This window comes from Marimonas arenosa, from assembly GCF_030848945.1.
In the GTDB taxonomy this organism is placed as follows: Bacteria; Pseudomonadota; Alphaproteobacteria; order Rhodobacterales; family Rhodobacteraceae; genus Marimonas; species Marimonas arenosa.
This window is the reverse complement of sequence record NZ_JANHAX010000006.1, coordinates 311,292-326,842: the sequence shown is the minus strand read 5'-3', so window position 1 is coordinate 326,842 and position 15,551 is coordinate 311,292. Positions and strand designations below refer to the sequence as shown.

The 15,551-nt window shown below is 60.8% G+C and carries 29 protein-coding genes and 1 pseudogene; 27 read left to right on the top strand and 3 right to left on the bottom strand.

All coding sequences use genetic code 11. The features are described from left to right. From NO357_RS18680 to NO357_RS18610, 15 genes and pseudogenes are all read left to right on the top strand, one after another. Window positions 1-89, top strand: an 89-nt coding sequence (locus NO357_RS18680) for an EF-Tu C-terminal domain-related protein (RefSeq protein WP_206020970.1), incomplete at its 5' end; no start/stop codon positions are given. 152 nt (window positions 90-241) lie between these two features. Then, on the top strand, window positions 242-550 hold the full coding sequence (gene rpsJ / locus NO357_RS18675; RefSeq protein ID WP_037273464.1) for a 30S ribosomal protein S10: 309 nt from the start codon (window positions 242-244) through the stop codon (window positions 548-550). Between the two features lie 15 nt (window positions 551-565). Further along, on the top strand, window positions 566-1,300 hold the full coding sequence (gene rplC, locus NO357_RS18670) for a 50S ribosomal protein L3 (protein ID WP_306737249.1): 735 nt from the start codon (window positions 566-568) through the stop codon (window positions 1,298-1,300). Continuing rightward, on the top strand, window positions 1,297-1,914 hold the full coding sequence (gene rplD, locus NO357_RS18665) for a 50S ribosomal protein L4 (RefSeq protein ID WP_306737248.1): 618 nt from the start codon (window positions 1,297-1,299) through the stop codon (window positions 1,912-1,914). The genes rplC and rplD overlap by 4 nt, the downstream gene beginning before the upstream one ends. Beyond that, complete coding sequence (locus tag NO357_RS18660; RefSeq protein ID WP_306737247.1) at window positions 1,911-2,207, top strand: 50S ribosomal protein L23; 297 nt, start codon at window positions 1,911-1,913, stop codon at window positions 2,205-2,207. The genes rplD and NO357_RS18660 overlap by 4 nt, the downstream gene beginning before the upstream one ends. A gap of 167 nt (window positions 2,208-2,374) precedes the next feature. Further along, complete coding sequence (locus tag NO357_RS18655; RefSeq protein WP_306737246.1) at window positions 2,375-2,992, top strand: sulfotransferase; 618 nt, start codon at window positions 2,375-2,377, stop codon at window positions 2,990-2,992. A gap of 67 nt (window positions 2,993-3,059) precedes the next feature. Further along, window positions 3,060-3,164 (top strand): annotated as a pseudogene (locus NO357_RS18650) (uL23 family ribosomal protein); the annotation flags it as partial. A gap of 148 nt (window positions 3,165-3,312) precedes the next feature. Further along, window positions 3,313-4,020 (top strand): hypothetical protein, encoded by a 708-nt coding sequence (locus NO357_RS18645; RefSeq protein WP_306737245.1) that lies wholly within the window; start codon window positions 3,313-3,315, stop codon window positions 4,018-4,020. A gap of 290 nt (window positions 4,021-4,310) precedes the next feature. After that, the gene (locus NO357_RS18640) at window positions 4,311-4,487 is read left to right on the top strand and encodes a hypothetical protein (RefSeq protein WP_306737244.1); all 177 of its coding nucleotides are present in this window, start codon (window positions 4,311-4,313) and stop codon (window positions 4,485-4,487) included. Window positions 4,488-4,725: 238 nt separating this feature from the next. Then, window positions 4,726-5,568 carry a 50S ribosomal protein L2 gene (rplB, locus tag NO357_RS18635; RefSeq protein ID WP_306737243.1) on the top strand — a complete coding sequence of 281 codons (843 nt, stop codon included), beginning with the start codon at window positions 4,726-4,728 and terminating at the stop codon, window positions 5,566-5,568. 3 nt (window positions 5,569-5,571) lie between these two features. Beyond that, entirely contained in the window at window positions 5,572-5,850 is a 279-nt protein-coding gene (gene rpsS, locus NO357_RS18630; RefSeq protein ID WP_121068443.1) for a 30S ribosomal protein S19, read from the top strand. A 3-nt stretch (window positions 5,851-5,853) separates the two neighbouring features. Next, a complete protein-coding gene (gene rplV / locus NO357_RS18625; protein WP_306737242.1) occupies window positions 5,854-6,234 on the top strand; it encodes a 50S ribosomal protein L22 in 381 nt (126 codons plus the stop codon). Continuing rightward, window positions 6,234-6,941, top strand: a complete 708-nt coding sequence (rpsC, locus tag NO357_RS18620; protein WP_306737241.1) for a 30S ribosomal protein S3 — start codon at window positions 6,234-6,236, stop codon at window positions 6,939-6,941. Before rplV ends, rpsC begins: the two co-directional genes overlap by 1 nt. A gap of 12 nt (window positions 6,942-6,953) precedes the next feature. Beyond that, entirely contained in the window at window positions 6,954-7,367 is a 414-nt protein-coding gene (rplP, locus tag NO357_RS18615) for a 50S ribosomal protein L16 (RefSeq protein WP_306737240.1), read from the top strand. A 165-nt stretch (window positions 7,368-7,532) separates the two neighbouring features. Continuing rightward, window positions 7,533-7,907, top strand: a complete 375-nt coding sequence (locus tag NO357_RS18610; protein ID WP_306737239.1) for a hypothetical protein — start codon at window positions 7,533-7,535, stop codon at window positions 7,905-7,907. Window positions 7,908-8,037: 130 nt separating this feature from the next. Here NO357_RS18610 and NO357_RS18605 read toward each other — a convergent pair whose 3' ends face one another. Both NO357_RS18605 and NO357_RS18600 read right to left on the bottom strand, forming a co-directional pair. Next, window positions 8,038-8,658, bottom strand: a complete 621-nt coding sequence (locus NO357_RS18605) for a 2OG-Fe(II) oxygenase family protein (RefSeq protein ID WP_306737238.1) — start codon at window positions 8,656-8,658, stop codon at window positions 8,038-8,040. A gap of 88 nt (window positions 8,659-8,746) precedes the next feature. Then, a complete protein-coding gene (locus tag NO357_RS18600; RefSeq protein WP_306737237.1) occupies window positions 8,747-9,232 on the bottom strand; it encodes a GFA family protein in 486 nt (161 codons plus the stop codon). A gap of 247 nt (window positions 9,233-9,479) precedes the next feature. On the opposite strand from NO357_RS18600, the gene rpmC reads away from it, so the two are divergent. The 12 genes from rpmC to NO357_RS18540 all read left to right on the top strand — a co-directional run bounded on the left by rpmC (window position 9,480) and on the right by NO357_RS18540 (window position 14,419). Continuing rightward, entirely contained in the window at window positions 9,480-9,689 is a 210-nt protein-coding gene (gene rpmC, locus NO357_RS18595; protein WP_306737260.1) for a 50S ribosomal protein L29, read from the top strand. Between the two features lie 13 nt (window positions 9,690-9,702). Continuing rightward, window positions 9,703-9,933: a 30S ribosomal protein S17 gene (gene rpsQ, locus NO357_RS18590; RefSeq protein ID WP_299423839.1), complete on the top strand. Its 231-nt coding sequence runs from the start codon at window positions 9,703-9,705 to the stop codon at window positions 9,931-9,933. 79 nt (window positions 9,934-10,012) lie between these two features. Then, window positions 10,013-10,381, top strand: a complete 369-nt coding sequence (rplN, locus tag NO357_RS18585; protein ID WP_138845646.1) for a 50S ribosomal protein L14 — start codon at window positions 10,013-10,015, stop codon at window positions 10,379-10,381. Window position 10,382: 1 nt separating this feature from the next. After that, a complete protein-coding gene (rplX, locus tag NO357_RS18580; protein WP_306737236.1) occupies window positions 10,383-10,694 on the top strand; it encodes a 50S ribosomal protein L24 in 312 nt (103 codons plus the stop codon). Then, window positions 10,687-11,250: a 50S ribosomal protein L5 gene (gene rplE / locus NO357_RS18575; RefSeq protein ID WP_306737235.1), complete on the top strand. Its 564-nt coding sequence runs from the start codon at window positions 10,687-10,689 to the stop codon at window positions 11,248-11,250. The genes rplX and rplE overlap by 8 nt, the downstream gene beginning before the upstream one ends. Window positions 11,251-11,271: 21 nt before the next feature. Then, the gene (rpsN, locus tag NO357_RS18570) at window positions 11,272-11,577 is read left to right on the top strand and encodes a 30S ribosomal protein S14 (protein WP_306737234.1); all 306 of its coding nucleotides are present in this window, start codon (window positions 11,272-11,274) and stop codon (window positions 11,575-11,577) included. 12 nt (window positions 11,578-11,589) lie between these two features. Beyond that, window positions 11,590-11,982, top strand: coding sequence for a 30S ribosomal protein S8 (rpsH, locus tag NO357_RS18565; RefSeq protein ID WP_306737233.1), 393 nt, complete (start codon window positions 11,590-11,592; stop codon window positions 11,980-11,982). A 10-nt stretch (window positions 11,983-11,992) separates the two neighbouring features. Then, window positions 11,993-12,526: a 50S ribosomal protein L6 gene (gene rplF, locus NO357_RS18560; RefSeq protein WP_306737232.1), complete on the top strand. Its 534-nt coding sequence runs from the start codon at window positions 11,993-11,995 to the stop codon at window positions 12,524-12,526. Window positions 12,527-12,537: 11 nt separating this feature from the next. Beyond that, on the top strand, window positions 12,538-12,897 hold the full coding sequence (rplR, locus tag NO357_RS18555; protein WP_306737231.1) for a 50S ribosomal protein L18: 360 nt from the start codon (window positions 12,538-12,540) through the stop codon (window positions 12,895-12,897). A gap of 120 nt (window positions 12,898-13,017) precedes the next feature. Continuing rightward, a complete protein-coding gene (gene rpsE / locus NO357_RS18550; protein WP_306737230.1) occupies window positions 13,018-13,602 on the top strand; it encodes a 30S ribosomal protein S5 in 585 nt (194 codons plus the stop codon). 12 nt (window positions 13,603-13,614) lie between these two features. After that, complete coding sequence (gene rpmD / locus NO357_RS18545; RefSeq protein ID WP_251418727.1) at window positions 13,615-13,803, top strand: 50S ribosomal protein L30; 189 nt, start codon at window positions 13,615-13,617, stop codon at window positions 13,801-13,803. Window positions 13,804-13,936: 133 nt separating this feature from the next. Next, window positions 13,937-14,419 carry a hypothetical protein gene (locus NO357_RS18540; protein WP_306737229.1) on the top strand — a complete coding sequence of 161 codons (483 nt, stop codon included), beginning with the start codon at window positions 13,937-13,939 and terminating at the stop codon, window positions 14,417-14,419. A 233-nt stretch (window positions 14,420-14,652) separates the two neighbouring features. On the opposite strand, the gene NO357_RS18535 is transcribed toward NO357_RS18540, so the two are convergent. Continuing rightward, window positions 14,653-15,498, bottom strand: a complete 846-nt coding sequence (locus tag NO357_RS18535) for a glycosyl hydrolase (protein WP_306737228.1) — start codon at window positions 15,496-15,498, stop codon at window positions 14,653-14,655. Between the last annotated feature and the right edge of the window lie 53 nt (window positions 15,499-15,551).

Genomic DNA, 15,551 nt, shown 5'->3' with positions numbered 1-15,551 from the left:
CGATCGCGATGGAAGACGGGCTGCGCTTCGCCATCCGCGAAGGCGGCCGCACCGTCGGCGCCGGCGTGGTCAGCAAGATCATCGAGTGATCGGGACGGTGCGCGTAACGCGCATCTGACCGGCGCTCGGCAGGGTGCGCATCTGCGCGCCATGCGACAGACAAACGGTTCGACGAGGTCCGGCGGTGGTCGCCGGTCCTCCTCTCAACTGAAAACCCGTCAAAGGGAACATGAACATGGCAATGCAAAGCCAAAACATTCGTATCCGGCTGAAGGCCTTTGACTATCGCGTCCTGGATGCCAGCACCCAGGAGATCGTCAACACGGCCAAGCGGACCGGCGCCCAAGTGCGCGGGCCGATTCCGCTGCCGAACAAGATCGAAAAATTCACCGTTCTGCGTGGCCCCCACGTGAACAAGAAATCCCGTGACCAGTTCGAGATCCGCACTCACAAGCGGTTGCTCGACATCGTCGATCCGACCCCGCAGACCGTGGACGCGCTGATGAAGCTCGACCTCGCTGCCGGTGTTGACGTTCAGATCTCGGTCTAAGGAGGGTATTTCACAATGCGCTCTGGTATCATCGCGAAAAAGGTGGGCATGACCCGCCTGTTCATGGAGGACGGGAAGCAGATTCCCGTGACCGTCCTTCAACTCGACCATCTGCAGGTCGTGGCACAGCGCACCGCCGACAGGGATGGCTATACCGCCGTTCAACTGGGCGCGGGCAATGCCAAGGCCAAGCGGACCTCGAAAGCCATGCGCGGCCACTTTTCCGCCGCCAAGGTGGAACCGAAACGCAGGATCGCGGAATTCCGTGTCAGCGAAGACAACCTGATCGGTGTCGGCGAGGAGATCTCGGCCGAGCACTATATCGCCGGTCAGCGGGTCGACATTTCGGGCACCTCGATCGGTAAAGGCTTTGCCGGTGCCATGAAGCGGCACAATTTCGGTGGTCTGCGCGCCTCGCACGGCGTGTCGATCTCGCACCGTTCGCACGGTTCCACTGGTCAGTGCCAGGACCCCGGCAAGGTGTTCAAGGGCAAGAAGATGGCCGGCCACATGGGCGCTGCCCGTGTGACCACCCAGAACCTGGAAGTGGTGAAAACCGACGCGACCCGCGGCCTGGTGTTCATCAAAGGCGCCGTGCCCGGTTCCAAGGGTGGCTGGGTCACCGTCAAGGACGCCGTGAAGAAGAAACTGCCCGATGGCGTGCCGTTCCCGGCCGCGCTGAAATCGGCGGCTGCCGCGGCAGCCGAAGCACCTGCGGAAGAAGCTCCCGCAGAAGGTGGTGAAGCATGAAACTCGACGTGATCAAACTCGACGGCGGCAAGGCCGGTTCGGTCGAGCTCGATGAAGAGCTCTTCGGGCTCGAGCCGCGGGCCGACATCCTGCACCGCGTCGTGCGCTGGCAGCGCAACAAGGCGCAGGCCGGTACGCACAAGGTCAAGACCCGCTCGGAAGTGAACTACTCGACCAAGAAGATCTATCGCCAGAAGGGCACCGGCGGCGCACGCCACGGGTCGCGCAAGGCGCCGATCTTCCGCAAGGGCGGCATCTACAAGGGTCCGACCCCGCGCAGCCACGCCCATGACCTGCCGAAGAAATTCCGCAAGTTGGGTCTGATGCACGCATTGTCGGCCAAGGCCAAGGAAGGCGCCATCGTCGTGATCGACGCGGCCGAATCCGACGGCAAGACCGCGGCACTGGCCAAACAGGTCAAGAACCTGGGCTGGAAACGCGCGCTGATCATCGATGGTGCGGACGTCAATGAAGGCTTCCTGCAGGCATCGCGGAACATCGAAGGCCTGGATATCCTGCCGTCGATGGGCGCAAACGTTTATGACATCCTAAAGCGTGACACGCTGGTGCTCACCAAGGCGGGTGTCGAAGCACTGGAGGCTCGTCTGAAATGAGCGCGAAAGCACAACATTACGACGTGATCCGCAAACCGGTGATCACCGAGAAAGCCACCATGGCCTCCGAGGCCAACGCGGTGGTGTTCGAGGTGGCGATCGACAGTTCGAAACCGCAGATCAAGGAGGCCGTCGAGGCACTCTTCGGGGTCAAGGTCAAGGCGGTCAACACCACGATCACCAAGGGCAAGGTCAAGCGTTTCCGCGGCCAACTGGGCAAGCGGAAGGACGTGAAAAAGGCCTATGTTACCCTCGAAGAGGGCAACACGATCGACGTGACCACGGGCCTCTGAGCTCTGTGATGAAGATCAGCGGGAGGCGAGGCCGTCCTGGCCCCGCCTCCCGCGCCTGACCTCGGGGGCGCGTGAACCGCGTCGGCGCCTTCTCCCTCCGGTGCAAAGCCGCATCCCGATCGGAGCTGGCACCGGACCCCGAATCCCGCGACCAGGAAATGCCAGCCGTGTCCCAACCAGACGTTCTCGCCACCACGATTTCCCTGTTCGATCACGAAACTTCGCGGTCTCGGGCCGAGAAGACCTTCCCGATCTTCGGCCTGCCACGCGGGGGCACGACCGCGGTGGCCGGGTGTATCCGGAAGCTTGGCGTGTTCCTCGGCGATGACCTGCCAGTCAATCTCGAGGACCCGCTGTTCTCGCGGCCGGCCAAGGTCAATGCCGAACTGGTGGCGCAGCGCAACGCCGACCATGCCGTCTGGGGCTGGAAGTTCCCGAACGCGGCCAACTATCTCGACCATATCGCCAAGGACCTGCGCAACAGCCGCCTGATCTGCGTGACGCGCGACCTGGCGGCGAACGGGCTGGCGATCGCCTCGCGGCACGCCGGGTTCGACGACCTGCGCGCGCTCGAGACGGTGTTCCTGCAGACCCAGAAGAATTATTCGCTGATCATGCGATTCCACCGGCCGACCCTGCTGGTCAGCTACGAGAAACTGCTGCTGAAGACCGAGGAAACGGTGCGCGAGATTGCCGGGTTCCTCGGGACAGAGGTCTCCGAGGCGCAGATCGAGGCCGCCGTCGAGTTCGTCTCGCCCGGGGTATACCGCCCGGTGACGGACTGACCCGGAGGCCGTGGCGGGGTTTTCCCGGCAATCAGTGAGGAGCTCAGAACCGCGACCGTCAGGGAGTGAGGTCAAGCGTTTCCGCGGCCAGTTGGGCAAGCGGAAAGACGTGAAGAAGGCTTACGTGACGCTGGAAGACGGCAACACGATCGACGTGAGCACTGGGCTCTGATCGGACATTTGTCTTTTTGAAGAGATTGGAAAGCCCCTGCCGTTTGGTGGAGGCTTATTGTTTTAGGTCATCGTGGCAACTAGTCCCTGTTGATAAAAGAAAGTCAACTCAGTTCTAGTTCTACATTTTTTTTGGAAAGGACATCACAATGCCACTTCTTGCGCTCGCATATCCGGTCCTCCATTCGTCCGGCGGGTGGATCGCTTACTATGGAACTGGCTACATAGCGGGAACTCTATCCTCAACTTGGACTGGAGCGCTTATTCTGGGGAATGCAACATTCTTTTCGAGTCTCGGCTTAGTTTCGGCGGCTGGTTTAGCCGCAGCGTCCGGGATGCTTTCTGGGTTGGCAACTGGAATGGCGGCTGGGCTGGGTATCGCTCTGACTAAAATCGGGTTGGGCAGCGCTGCTGCTTGGCTTGGGATTGCTCCCGTTCCCACATTCCTTGGGTTAACTGTTATCGGATGGGCCGCCGCAGGTGGGGCAATGCTGGGTGGTGGCTTGTTATTGTTTCTCACGCGCCGATTTATGCGAAAACTCAATGAGGAAAGAAAAAAGGGCGGTTTAGATTCGATAACACCGCGACAAATTCTTCGTGAGGTCAGAGAATATGAGACGAATGCAATGCTCAAAATTCTTTCAGCTCTAGCGAAGGAAAATGCGTCGATAAAAGTTTCGGAAAATGACTTGTCTGCCAGTTTTTCCGGAACGGTCTTTTCGTTGGATCGTTTAAGATACGTGGTCAATAGTGATGGATCTGAAGAAATAGTGTTCTTGACAAAAACAGGTCGCCGTCGCCGTGTTTTTCTTGTGCGACCTTCTGGTTCGGACGATCCGGAGATGCAGCCTGTTTGAGCTGTCGATGGTTCAGAGTTCGTAATTTTTTCTTCGGTTTGCAGTGTAAGATACTTTTTTGCAAACGCTAAGCGCGAAACAGCGGCCCTTGGGCCGCCGCGCATCGCCGGGCCGCCCCCCGGCACGGCGATTTGGTCAAAGTTGGCGTGACGCTCTGACGTTTTTCGGATTTGGCGGCGATAAAATGCCCATAACTGACGGAGGATCGCCGCACCGCGGCCCGGCGAGGCGCGGCTAGGGTCTCTAAACCAGTCGTTGCTTGTGCCCGGTGCAGCGCGTAGGCTAGGTGGATGAAATATGTCCCCAAAAAAAACACCGATGACGCGCTGATCCAGGAATTTCTGGACAAGGGCGGCGAGGTCAGCGTTGGCAAAACCAAACCGCTGCCGAAAGAACTGGGCCTGAGCAAGAATGTCTGGGGCAACAAGCTGAGCAAAGAAGAGAAGGCCGCACGCGACAAAAAGTGAAGGCGCAGGCAGCGGGGCAGGGACCTGGTCAAAGACAGGCGCAATAAGCCCCTTCTTTCTATGGACAGCCCCGGTCTTCCCTGTTACATCGCCCAAGTCGCGTGGCCTCGGATTCGTTCCGGGGCCGTGCAACTTTTGAACCGGGGACCTTCGGGGCCCTATGAAAATGGTGGGCAGATTGCCCACCCTACATAGGGGAAGCGCACGTTTCCTCGTTTGCTAACGGAAGACAGAAAGCATGGCACTCAAGTCGTACAAGCCGACGACGCCGGGCCAGCGCGGGCTGGTGCTGATCGACCGTTCGGAGCTGTATAAAGGACGCCCCGTCAAAGCCCTCACCGAGGGTCTGACCAAGTCGGGCGGCCGGAACAACACCGGGCGGATAACCTCGCGTCGTCGCGGGGGTGGCGCCAAACGCCTCTACCGGATCGTCGATTTCAAACGCAACAAGTTCGATGTGGCGGCCACCGTCGAGCGGATCGAATACGATCCGAACCGGACTGCCTTTATCGCGCTGGTCAAATACGATGACGGCGAACAGGCCTATATCCTGGCGCCGCAGCGGCTGGCCGTGGGCGACCAGGTGATCGCCTCCGAGAAGGCCGACATCAAACCGGGCAACGCGATGCCGTTCTCGGGCCTGCCGATCGGCACCATCGTGCACAACATCGAGCTGAAGCCCGGCAAGGGCGGTCAGATCGCACGCGCCGCGGGCACCTATGCCCAGTTCGTCGGTCGCGATGGCGGCTACGCCCAGATCCGTCTGAGCTCGGGCGAGCTGCGCATGGTGCGCCAGGAATGCATGGCCACCGTCGGCGCCGTCAGCAACCCCGACAACTCGAACCAGAACATCGGCAAGGCCGGGCGCAACCGCCACAAGGGCAAACGGCCCAGCGTCCGCGGCGTGGTCATGAACCCGATCGATCACCCGCACGGCGGTGGTGAGGGTCGGACCTCGGGTGGTCGCCACCCGGTGACGCCCTGGGGCAAGCCGACCAAGGGGGCTCGTACCCGCAACAAGAACAAAGCGTCGCAAAAGCTGATCATCCGCTCGCGCCACGCCAAGAAGAAGGGGCGTTAAGAGATGTCTCGCTCTGTTTGGAAAGGGCCGTTCGTCGACGCTTACGTGCTGAAAAAAGCCGAAGCCGCGCGCGAATCCGGCCGCAACGACGTGATCAAGATCTGGTCGCGCCGCTCGACCATCCTGCCCCAGTTCGTGGGCCTCACCTTCGGTGTCTACAACGGCCACAAGCACATTCCCGTGTCGGTCAGCGAAGACATGATCGGCCAGAAATTCGGTGAATACTCGCCGACCCGCACCTATTACGGGCACGCGGCCGACAAGAAAGCGAAGAGGAAGTAAGCCATGGGCAAGGCAAAGAACCCCCGCCGCGTGGCCGAGAACGAAGCGATGGCGAAAACCCGCATGCTTCGCACCTCCCCACAGAAACTGAACCTTGTGGCGCAGATGATCCGCGGCAAGAAGGTGGACAAGGCCCTCACGGACCTGACCTTCTCGAAGAAGCGGATCGCGCAGGACGTGAAGAAATGCCTGCAATCGGCCGTCGCCAATGCCGAGAACAACCATAACCTCGACGTCGACGAACTGATCGTCGCCGAGGCCTGGGTCGGCAAGAACCTGGTGATGAAGCGCGGCCGTCCGCGCGCCCGTGGCCGTTTTGGCCGCATCTTGAAGCCGTTCAGCGAGCTCACCATCAAGGTGCGCCAGGTAGAGGAGCAAGCCTAATGGGTCAGAAAGTCAATCCGATCGGCATGCGCCTTCAGGTCAACCGCACCTGGGACAGCCGCTGGTTCGCGAACACCAAGGATTATGGTGATCTTCTGCTGGAAGACATCAAGATCCGAGAGTTCATCAAGAAGGAATGCGCGCAGGCCGGCGTCGCCCGTGTGATCATCGAGCGTCCGCACAAGAAGTGCCGCGTCACGATCCATACCGCGCGTCCTGGCGTTATCATCGGCAAGAAAGGGGCAGACATCGAAGCGCTGCGTCAGAAGATTGCCAAGATGACGGACAGCGAGCTGCACCTCAACATCGTCGAAGTGCGCAAGCCCGAGCTTGACGCCCAACTGGTGGCCGAGTCGATCGCCCAGCAGCTGGAGCGCCGGGTCAGCTTCCGCCGTGCGATGAAGCGGGGCGTGCAGAACGCCATGCGGATGGGTGCCCTGGGTATCCGGGTCAACGTCGCCGGTCGCCTGGGCGGCGCCGAGATCGCCCGGACCGAATGGTACCGCGAAGGCCGCGTGCCGCTGCATACCCTGCGGGCCGACATCGATTACGCCGGTGCAGAGGCCTCGACGCCCTATGGCATCATCGGGATCAAGGTCTGGATCTTCAAAGGCGAGATCATGGAGCACGACCCGCAGGCGCGTGATCGCCGGTCACAGGAAATCCAGGATGGCCCCGCCCCGCGTGGCGCGGCTGGCCGCCGGTAAGGAGTTGATGAGATGCTGCAACCGAAGCGCACGAAATTCCGCAAGATGCATAAGGGCCGCATCCGCGGCGAAGCCAAGGGTGGGTCGGATCTGAACTTCGGGTCCTATGGCCTGAAGGCCACCCAGCCCGAGCGCATCACTGCCCGCCAGATCGAGGCCGCCCGCCGTGCCATGACGCGTCACATGAAACGTCAGGGCCGCGTCTGGATCCGGATCTTCCCGGACACGCCGGTGACCTCGAAGCCCACCGAAGTGCGGATGGGTAAGGGTAAAGGCTCGGTCGATTTCTGGGCCTGCAAGGTCAAGCCCGGCCGGATCATGTTCGAGATCGACGGCGTCGACGACGACGTCGCCCGCGAGGCCCTGCGCCTGGCGGCGATGAAGCTGCCGATCAAGAGCCGGATTGTCGTTCGCGAGGATTGGTAAAACCAATCCACGCGGACAGCGCGGTGTAGGCAGTTTCGAAGAAACTGTCCGGGCCGGGCCCCGGTGAAGAGAATTAGGCCCTCGCGCGAGAGATCGTGCGGGGGTTTTGCTTGTTGGGTTCTGGCGTTTAGATATGTCAATCATTTGGATTGGGGGCTTTTCCACATGAATGACTGTGACACTATTGAAGGGTTCGAGCACGTCGTCCTGCAAGACAGCTATGTCTTGGACATAAAGCAAACCGAGGACGAAATCGTTTTCGAGGTGGAGTTTGTCGTTTGCGAGGATGCGCCGCAATTTCAGTCTCCGAAGCCCGATGAACAATACTGTTATGCTCTGGGCCGGATTGTCTTTTCCGGCGTCACAGAGGTTGTCGATTTCCAAAGAACGGCCGTGGCATTTACTGATGCGAGTGGCAATGTCGACCTCGGCAATATCGATACGTTCTCAAAAACGCATCAAGGCTATGAGTTGTCTGGAGACTGGGGGAAGCTTGTGGTGACTTCGTCACCGCCTCGCTTGGCGTGGCGGCTGCACTGACCAGCTTTCAAGTGTCCCGCCCGGCGGCACGCCGGGCAGCGCCCGACCCGCCCGTCGTGCCAGAGGCACGCCTTCGGCGTGAAGGCGGGCGCTTCTGCGCCTACCCCGGGTCGGTCGCTGCCCTAAGCGCTCACACCCACTTGTAATTGAAACTCACCGACACCCGCTCGTCCTCGGCCATGTTCAGCGGCACCTCGTGGCGGAGCCACGACTCCCAGAGCAGCACGTCGCCCACCTGCGGCTTGACATAGACGAAGGCCTTCAACTCCTCGCGCGCATCCTTCTTGCGCGGCGGGGCGGCCATCATCCGGGCCGAGCGGGGGTCTTCCAGTTTCAGCGCCGAGGCGCCGTCGGGCATCGACACATAGGTCGTGCCGGAAATCACCGAATGAGGGTGAATGTGCGATGAATGCGTGCCGCCCTCGGGCAGGATGTTGATCCAGAGATCTTCCAGCTCAAGCTTGCCGTCGCCCAGATCGAATTCCAAGTCTTCGGCGAAGGCCTCGACGTGTCTGTCCAGCGCCTCTTTCAGATCGGCGAAGATCGGGAAGCGCCAGGGAAGGTCGGTCAGCGAGGCATAGGAGGTGTAGCCGGGATAGGCGTTTTCCTCGCACCACGTCTGGCCGGCCTCGTCATCCTCGGCGATCGAGAAACAGGAGGTCTCGAGCTCATTGGTGTCGATCTGTGATCCCAGTTCGGAGAGCCGGGCGCGATAGAGGCGGGTGACGAATAGCGATGTAATCTGAGCCATGGGCGTCTGATAGCGCAGCGCCAACCGGCTGGCGAGAGGCGTTTTGCCTCTCGCGAGAGGTCCCGCCGCGCGGCGCGGTCCAACGCGGTCATGCGGCCACGTTTTTTGGCGGGTCTTCAGACTTCGCGCACGACGCAAGGAAAGGCGCGATACACGCGGTTATGCTGCGCAGGGCGCCCTCGTATTTCGGCAGATCATCGTCTATGTCGCGCTGGCGTGTGCCGTAGTAGATATGCATGCGGGGCATGATGGATGCGCCTTGTTCTCCGAGGTTGGCGACCGGCACCATGGCCAGCGGCACGCCCGGCAGGTAGCGCATGAAGCCGACAACGGGTTCGCCGCATTCACCGCAGAGGCCGCGGTCGAGCGCCATGAAGCGCTTGTATTTCCCGAACCGGGTGGCGTGCTGCGCCGGCAGCGTCACGTTCCGCATATGTGTGGCCGCCACGTCCGAATACGGCTTTCCGTAAACCCGCTGGCAAATCGTGCAGTGGCAGAAGAAGCGAAAGCTGGGCAGATGGCGGAGTTCGATATGCGACTTGCCGCATGTGCATGGCGCGATTATCTGGTTCATGACCTGCCTCCGGAACAACAGCCTGCGTTTGCAGATTAAGATATTCCGGGTGGTGGAGTCGACGTTTTCCACCGTCGCGGCACTCGCCGCCGCGTACAGGGCAAGAAAAGCGCTTGCGTTGTCGCGGCCGGCGCGCTATTGCCCAGCCTTCACCACGAACTCCACTGGAATCAGGGTGACCTCAGCGTATCTGAACCTCGTGATGCGCGTCGGGCTCTCCAGTGATGTTGAAAAAGGAAATACGGCTATGAACGCCAGCGAACTTCGTGAGAAGTCGGTTGACCAGTTGAAAGACGAATTGGCCAACCTCAAGAAAGAGAGCTTCAACCTGCGGTTCCAGCTTGCCACCAACCAGCTGGAAAATCCCGCCCGTATGCGCGACGTCAAGCGCGATACGGCCCGCGTTTTGACCATTCTCAATGAAAAAGCCGCAGCCGCTGCTGCGGACGCTGAATAAGGGAGCCTGACAGATGCCCAAGCGAATTCTCACAGGCACCGTGACCAGCGACGCCAACGCACAAACCGTAACCGTGTCGGTCGAACGCCGTTTCACCCACCCGGTGCTGAAGAAAACCATCCGTAAGTCCAAGAAATACCGGGCTCACGATGAAAAGAACGCTTTCAAGGTCGGTGACCAAGTCCGCATCATCGAATGCGCACCGAAATCGAAAACGAAACGTTGGGAGGTGCTGGAAGCGTAAAGCTCCGGCGCCTTTCGGCATTATTCGAAACCCTGGGGAACAGGCATTGCATCGCCCCCCATAGGTCGGGAGAAACCAAATGATCCAGATGCAGACCAACCTGGATGTTGCTGACAACAGCGGCGCGCGCCGTGTTCAGTGCATCAAGGTCCTGGGTGGTTCCAAGCGGAAATACGCGTCGGTGGGTGACATCATCGTCGTGTCCGTCAAGGAAGCCATCCCGCGGGGCCGCGTGAAAAAAGGCGACGTGCGCAAGGCCGTCGTCGTGCGCACCGCCAAGGAAGTCCGCCGTGAAGACGGCACCGCGATCCGGTTCGACCGCAACGCCGCGGTCATCCTCAACAACGCAGGCGAGCCGATCGGCACCCGGATCTTCGGGCCGGTGGTGCGCGAACTGCGCGCGAAGAACTTCATGAAAATCATCTCGCTCGCCCCGGAGGTGCTGTAAGATGGCTGCGAAACTGAAAAAGGGCGACAAGGTCGTCGTGCTGGCCGGCAAGGACAAGGGCAAGCAGGGCACCATTTCGTCGGTGGACCCGAAGGCCGGCAAGGCTGTCGTCGACGGTATCAACATGGCCATCCGCCACACCCGGCAGAGCCAGACGTCGCAAGGCGGCCGCCTGCCCAAGGCGATGCCGATCGACCTTTCGAACCTGGCATTCGTTGACAAGAACGGTAAAGCCACCCGCGTCGGCTTCAAAACCGAAGGCGACAAGAAGGTACGTTACGCCAAGAGCACGGGGGACGTGATCGATGCTTGATGCTGCAACCTATACCCCGCGCCTTAAGGCCGCTTTTAAGGACACGATCCGCGCCGCCCTGAAGGAAGAGTTCGGCTACACGAACGACATGATGATCCCGAAGCTCGACAAGATTGTGCTGAACATCGGCTGTGGCCGTGCTGCCGTGAAGGATTCGAAGAAAGCCAAGTCGGCTGTTGAGGACCTGACCGCCATCGCCGGCCAGCAGGCGGTGATGACCATGGCGAAGAACTCGATCGCCGGCTTCCGCGTCCGTGAAGGCATGCCGATGGGGGCCAAAGTCACCCTGCGTGGTGACCGGATGTATGAATTCCTCGACCGGCTCATCACCATTGCGATGCCCCGCGTCCGCGACTTCCGCGGCGTTTCGGGCAAATCGTTCGATGGCCGCGGCAACTATGCCATGGGCCTGAAAGAGCACATCGTCTTCCCGGAAATCGATTTCGACAAGATCGATGAAGCCTGGGGCATGGACATCGTGATCGCCACCACCGCGAAAACCGACGCGGAAGCCAAGGCGCTGTTGAAAGCTTTCAACATGCCCTTCAACAGCTGATCCGCCGGAGGAGTTTTAGAAATGGCTAAGAAATCCATGATCGCACGGGAAGCCAAGCGCCAGAAACTGGTGGAGAAATACGCCGCCAAACGCGCTGCCCTGAAAGAGATCATTAACGATCAAGAAAAGCCGATGGAAGAGCGTTTCCGCGCCTCCCTGAAGCTGGCGAAACTGCCGCGCAACAGCTCGGCCACGCGCCTTCACAACCGCTGCCAGCTCACAGGCCGTCCGCACGCTTACTATCGTAAGCTCAAGGTCAGCCGGATCGCGCTGCGCGAGCTGGGGTCTGCCGGACAGATCCCCGGCATGGTAAAATCAAGCTGGTAAGGGAGAGACGATATGAACGATCCTATCGGCGATATGCTCACCCGTATCCGCAACTCGCAGATGCGCGGTAAATCCACCGTTTCCACCCCGGCCTCGAAGCTGCGCGCCTGGGTCCTGGATGTGCTGGCCGACGAAGGCTACATCCGCGGTTACGAAAAAGGCACCGATGCCAACGGTCACCCGACCCTTGAAATCAGCCTGAAATACTTCGACGGCACCCCCGTCATTCGCGAGCTCAAGCGGGTTTCCAAGCCCGGCCGCCGCGTCTACATGGGCGTTAAGGACATTCCCTCGGTCCGTCAGGGCCTTGGTGTGTCGATTGTCAGCACCCCGAAAGGTGTGATGTCGGATGCAGCAGCGCGCGCGGCCAATGTCGGCGGCGAAGTGCTCTGCACGGTGTTCTAAGGAGCTGGAAATGTCTCGAATTGGGAAAAGACCGGTCGAGCTGCCGTCGGGCGTCACCGCCTCGATCTCCGGCCAGACCATCGAAATCAAAGGCCCGAAGGACACCCAGTCCTTCACCGCCACCGACGATGTGACCATCGCGCAGGAAGACAACGCCATCACGGTAACCCCGCGTGGCAAGTCCAAGCGCGCCCGCCAGCAGTGGGGCATGAGCCGCACCATCGTGGCCAACATGGTCCAGGGCTGCACCGAGGGCTTCAAGAAAGAGCTTGAAATCAACGGTGTGGGTTACCGGGCACAGATGCAGGGCAACACCCTGAAGCTGAACCTCGGCCTCAGCCATGACGTGGACTTCGAAGTCCCCGCCGGCGTGACAGTCACCTGCCCCAAGCAGACCGAAATCGTCATCGAAGGCACCAACGCCCAGCTCGTCGGCCAGGTCGCGGCCAATATCCGCGAATGGCGTGCGCCGGAGCCCTATAAGGGCAAGGGCATCAAATACAAAGACGAGTATATCTTCCGTAAGGAAGGCAAGAAGAAGTAAGGACCAGACAGATGGCAAACAGCAAACGGGAACTGTTCCTCAAGCGCCGCCTGCGCGTCCGGAACAAGCTTCGCAAGGTGAACCGCGGCAAGATCCGTCTTTCCGTGCACCGTTCGAACAAGAACATCAGCTGCCAGTTGATCGACGATGTCAAAGGCGTGACGCTGGCGTCGGCCTCGACGCTCGAGAAGGATCTCGGCGTGATTGGCAAGAACAACGTCGATGCCGCGGCCAAAGTCGGCACGGCGATCGCCGAGCGCGCCAAGAAGGCGGGCGTCAGCGAGGCCTATTTCGACCGCGGCGGCTTTCTGTTCCACGGCAAGGTGAAGGCTCTGGCCGACGCCGCGCGTGAAGGCGGGCTGAAGCTCTAAGACCCTGAGGGTCGCGCGCCCTGCGCGGCCCCGATGATCCGGGCCTCGTGTGGCAAGCACGCTCGGCACCAGGATTGAGTTAACGGCGCACGGAACGCGCCAAGATCAAGGAGATGCCAGATGGCAGAACGTGAACAAAGAGGCCGGGGACGCGGACCGCGTCGCGAGCGCGAGGAAGCACCGGAATTCGCTGATCGTCTGGTGGCGATCAACCGTGTGTCGAAAACCGTGAAAGGCGGCAAACGCTTCGGATTTGCCGCGCTCGTCGTGGTGGGCGACCAGAAAGGCCGCGTCGGTTTCGGCAAGGGCAAGGCGAAAGAGGTGCCTGAGGCGATTCGCAAGGCGACCGAACAGGCCAAGCGCCAGATGATGCGTGTGCCGCTGCGCGAAGGCCGCACTCTGCACCATGATATCGAAGGCCGTCACGGCGCCGGCAAGGTGGTGATGCGGACAGCGCCGGAAGGCACCGGGATCATCGCCGGTGGTCCGATGCGGGCCGTGTTCGAGATGCTGGGCGTCAAGGACGTGGTGTCGAAATCGCTGGGCTCGCAGAACCCCTACAACATGATCCGCGCCACTCTCGACGGCCTGAAAAAGCAATCGAGCCCGCGCATGGTGGCCCAACGCCGCGGCAAGAAAGTGGCCGACATCCTCGACAAGGGCGACGCGCCCGCACCGGAAGCTGCCGAAGCGGCAGACGCGTAAGGAGACCGACCCATGGCAAAAACCATCGTCGTCAAACAGATCGGCAGCCCGATCCGCCGCCCCGCCAAGCAGCGCCAGACGCTGATCGGCCTCGGCCTCAACAAGATGCACAAGACCCGCGAGCTGGAAGACACCCCGGCCGTGCGTGGCATGATCGCCAAGATCCCCCACATGGTCGAGATCATCGAAGAAAAGGGCTGAGCCTACGGTGGGTTGATACCCACCCTACGAAATTGACAACGCCCCCGGTGAAAGCCGGGGGCTTTTTTTGTTGCCTTGTTGGATTTGGGTCTGATAGTAGGGGCCCTTTTCTTTTGAAACCAGGTAAAGAGATATGGCACGGCGAAAACAATTGAAGGCTATCCTGAAGGACTTCGTTGATTTCCTGTGTAACAGGAATTTTGACGTGGATGGCTATTGGGGAATGGCGGCGATCACGCAGCATCTCGAAGATACGGGCGAGAACACCTTGGTTGTGCACCTGATGCCTCTGCCCGCCGCAGAAGGTAGCGAAGCTTTCGCAATCGCACCGGCGCTCAGGGCTTATTTTCTGAGCAAGGTTGAAGCACAAGGGATTGATCCAGGCTGGATCAAAAGCTCGGAACTGGTCTTTCAGCTTGATCGACCGGAGCATCCCAGCCAGCCGAATTCCAGCTATCGGTTGGAATGCGAAGTTCGCGCAACCACGGACCTGGGGCAGGTCTACAAAGCGGGTTCCGCAAGCAGCGTGGTTGCAGAACCGGCGAATTACCCGCTCTTTTTCCTGCGCCGCTGCGTGGGGTCGCGCAACGCTTGGGCGAAAAAGCTTGTCTGGTAGCGCTCAAACTCCGGATCGCGTGCGATCCGGTTCGCGCCTGCCTTGACCGGCAGGCGATTTTGCTCTGCGAAATCGGCCCGGAGGGACCCTGCCCTAGGTGGGCGCAAAATGTTCTCACTCTTGAAAAAGTCGATGCGTTTGGATTATTCGAGATCGGTTAGCTGAGCTCCAACGCGCCCACTCTCGGCGCCGGGCTCGAACCTCTGTCGGGAACTCAGTGCTCTTGGCGCGATTTACTCGCTCAGCCCGGCCACCTTGCGCGCACCCACACGCGCCAAGACGCGGTCGAAGGTGCGGCCAACCGGGGTCGGCTTCAGGTTGGCGTCGACGAGGTTGATACGCGGCGTCTGCCCTTTCCAGGGATAGGGATTGGCCGAGAACCAGGCGTGGCGCTCGACATAAGGCAGGCTTTCCATCATCGTGATCGCCTCTTCGGCGAAACGGGCGTTCTGTTCGTAGGTCACGGCGCCGGGCCGGGACCAGTCGATCATGGCGAACTCGGTGACCCAGATCGGGCGCTTGTACTCCGCATGCACCTTCTGCAGCCAGCGGCGGAAGGCGGCGACGTCACCGTTCGTGGAATAGTAATGCACCGCCATGAAATCGACCCGCAACCCGTGCCGTTCGACCTCGTCCATGAAGCGACGTTGCCACGAGCCCTTGCCCAGCGTGCCGCCTTGGGTCGTGGCCGGGCTGCCGAGCCGCAGCCCGCGCGCCTCTAGCTTGGGCCAGAGCGCGATCGCTTCGTCCACCGAAAGTCCCGCCTGGTGCTTGCCGTTGTTCTTGTCAGGTTCGTTGAAGCCCAGCAGCGCCCGGACACCGCGGCCCGAAACGATGCGTTTGTTGATGTCGCGCGCCGAGTGGATCATCGGCACGAACTCGACCGTCCGCGCTGTGCCGCCCTTGTGCCAGAGGTGATCGGGGCGCCAGTTGTAATACCAGGTCAGCCCCGCGCGGTCCTCGATCCACTCGAGCATGGTCTTGGACGGATTCTCCCATGCGCCGATCCCGACCTTTTGCGCGGCCGCGGGCAACGACGTGAACAGGACCCCCAAGCAGAAAGCCATGGCTCTGAGCATACATCCCTCGTTCGTTTGACAACAGGGTATCCGGGGCAGGGGGTGCGAATTGG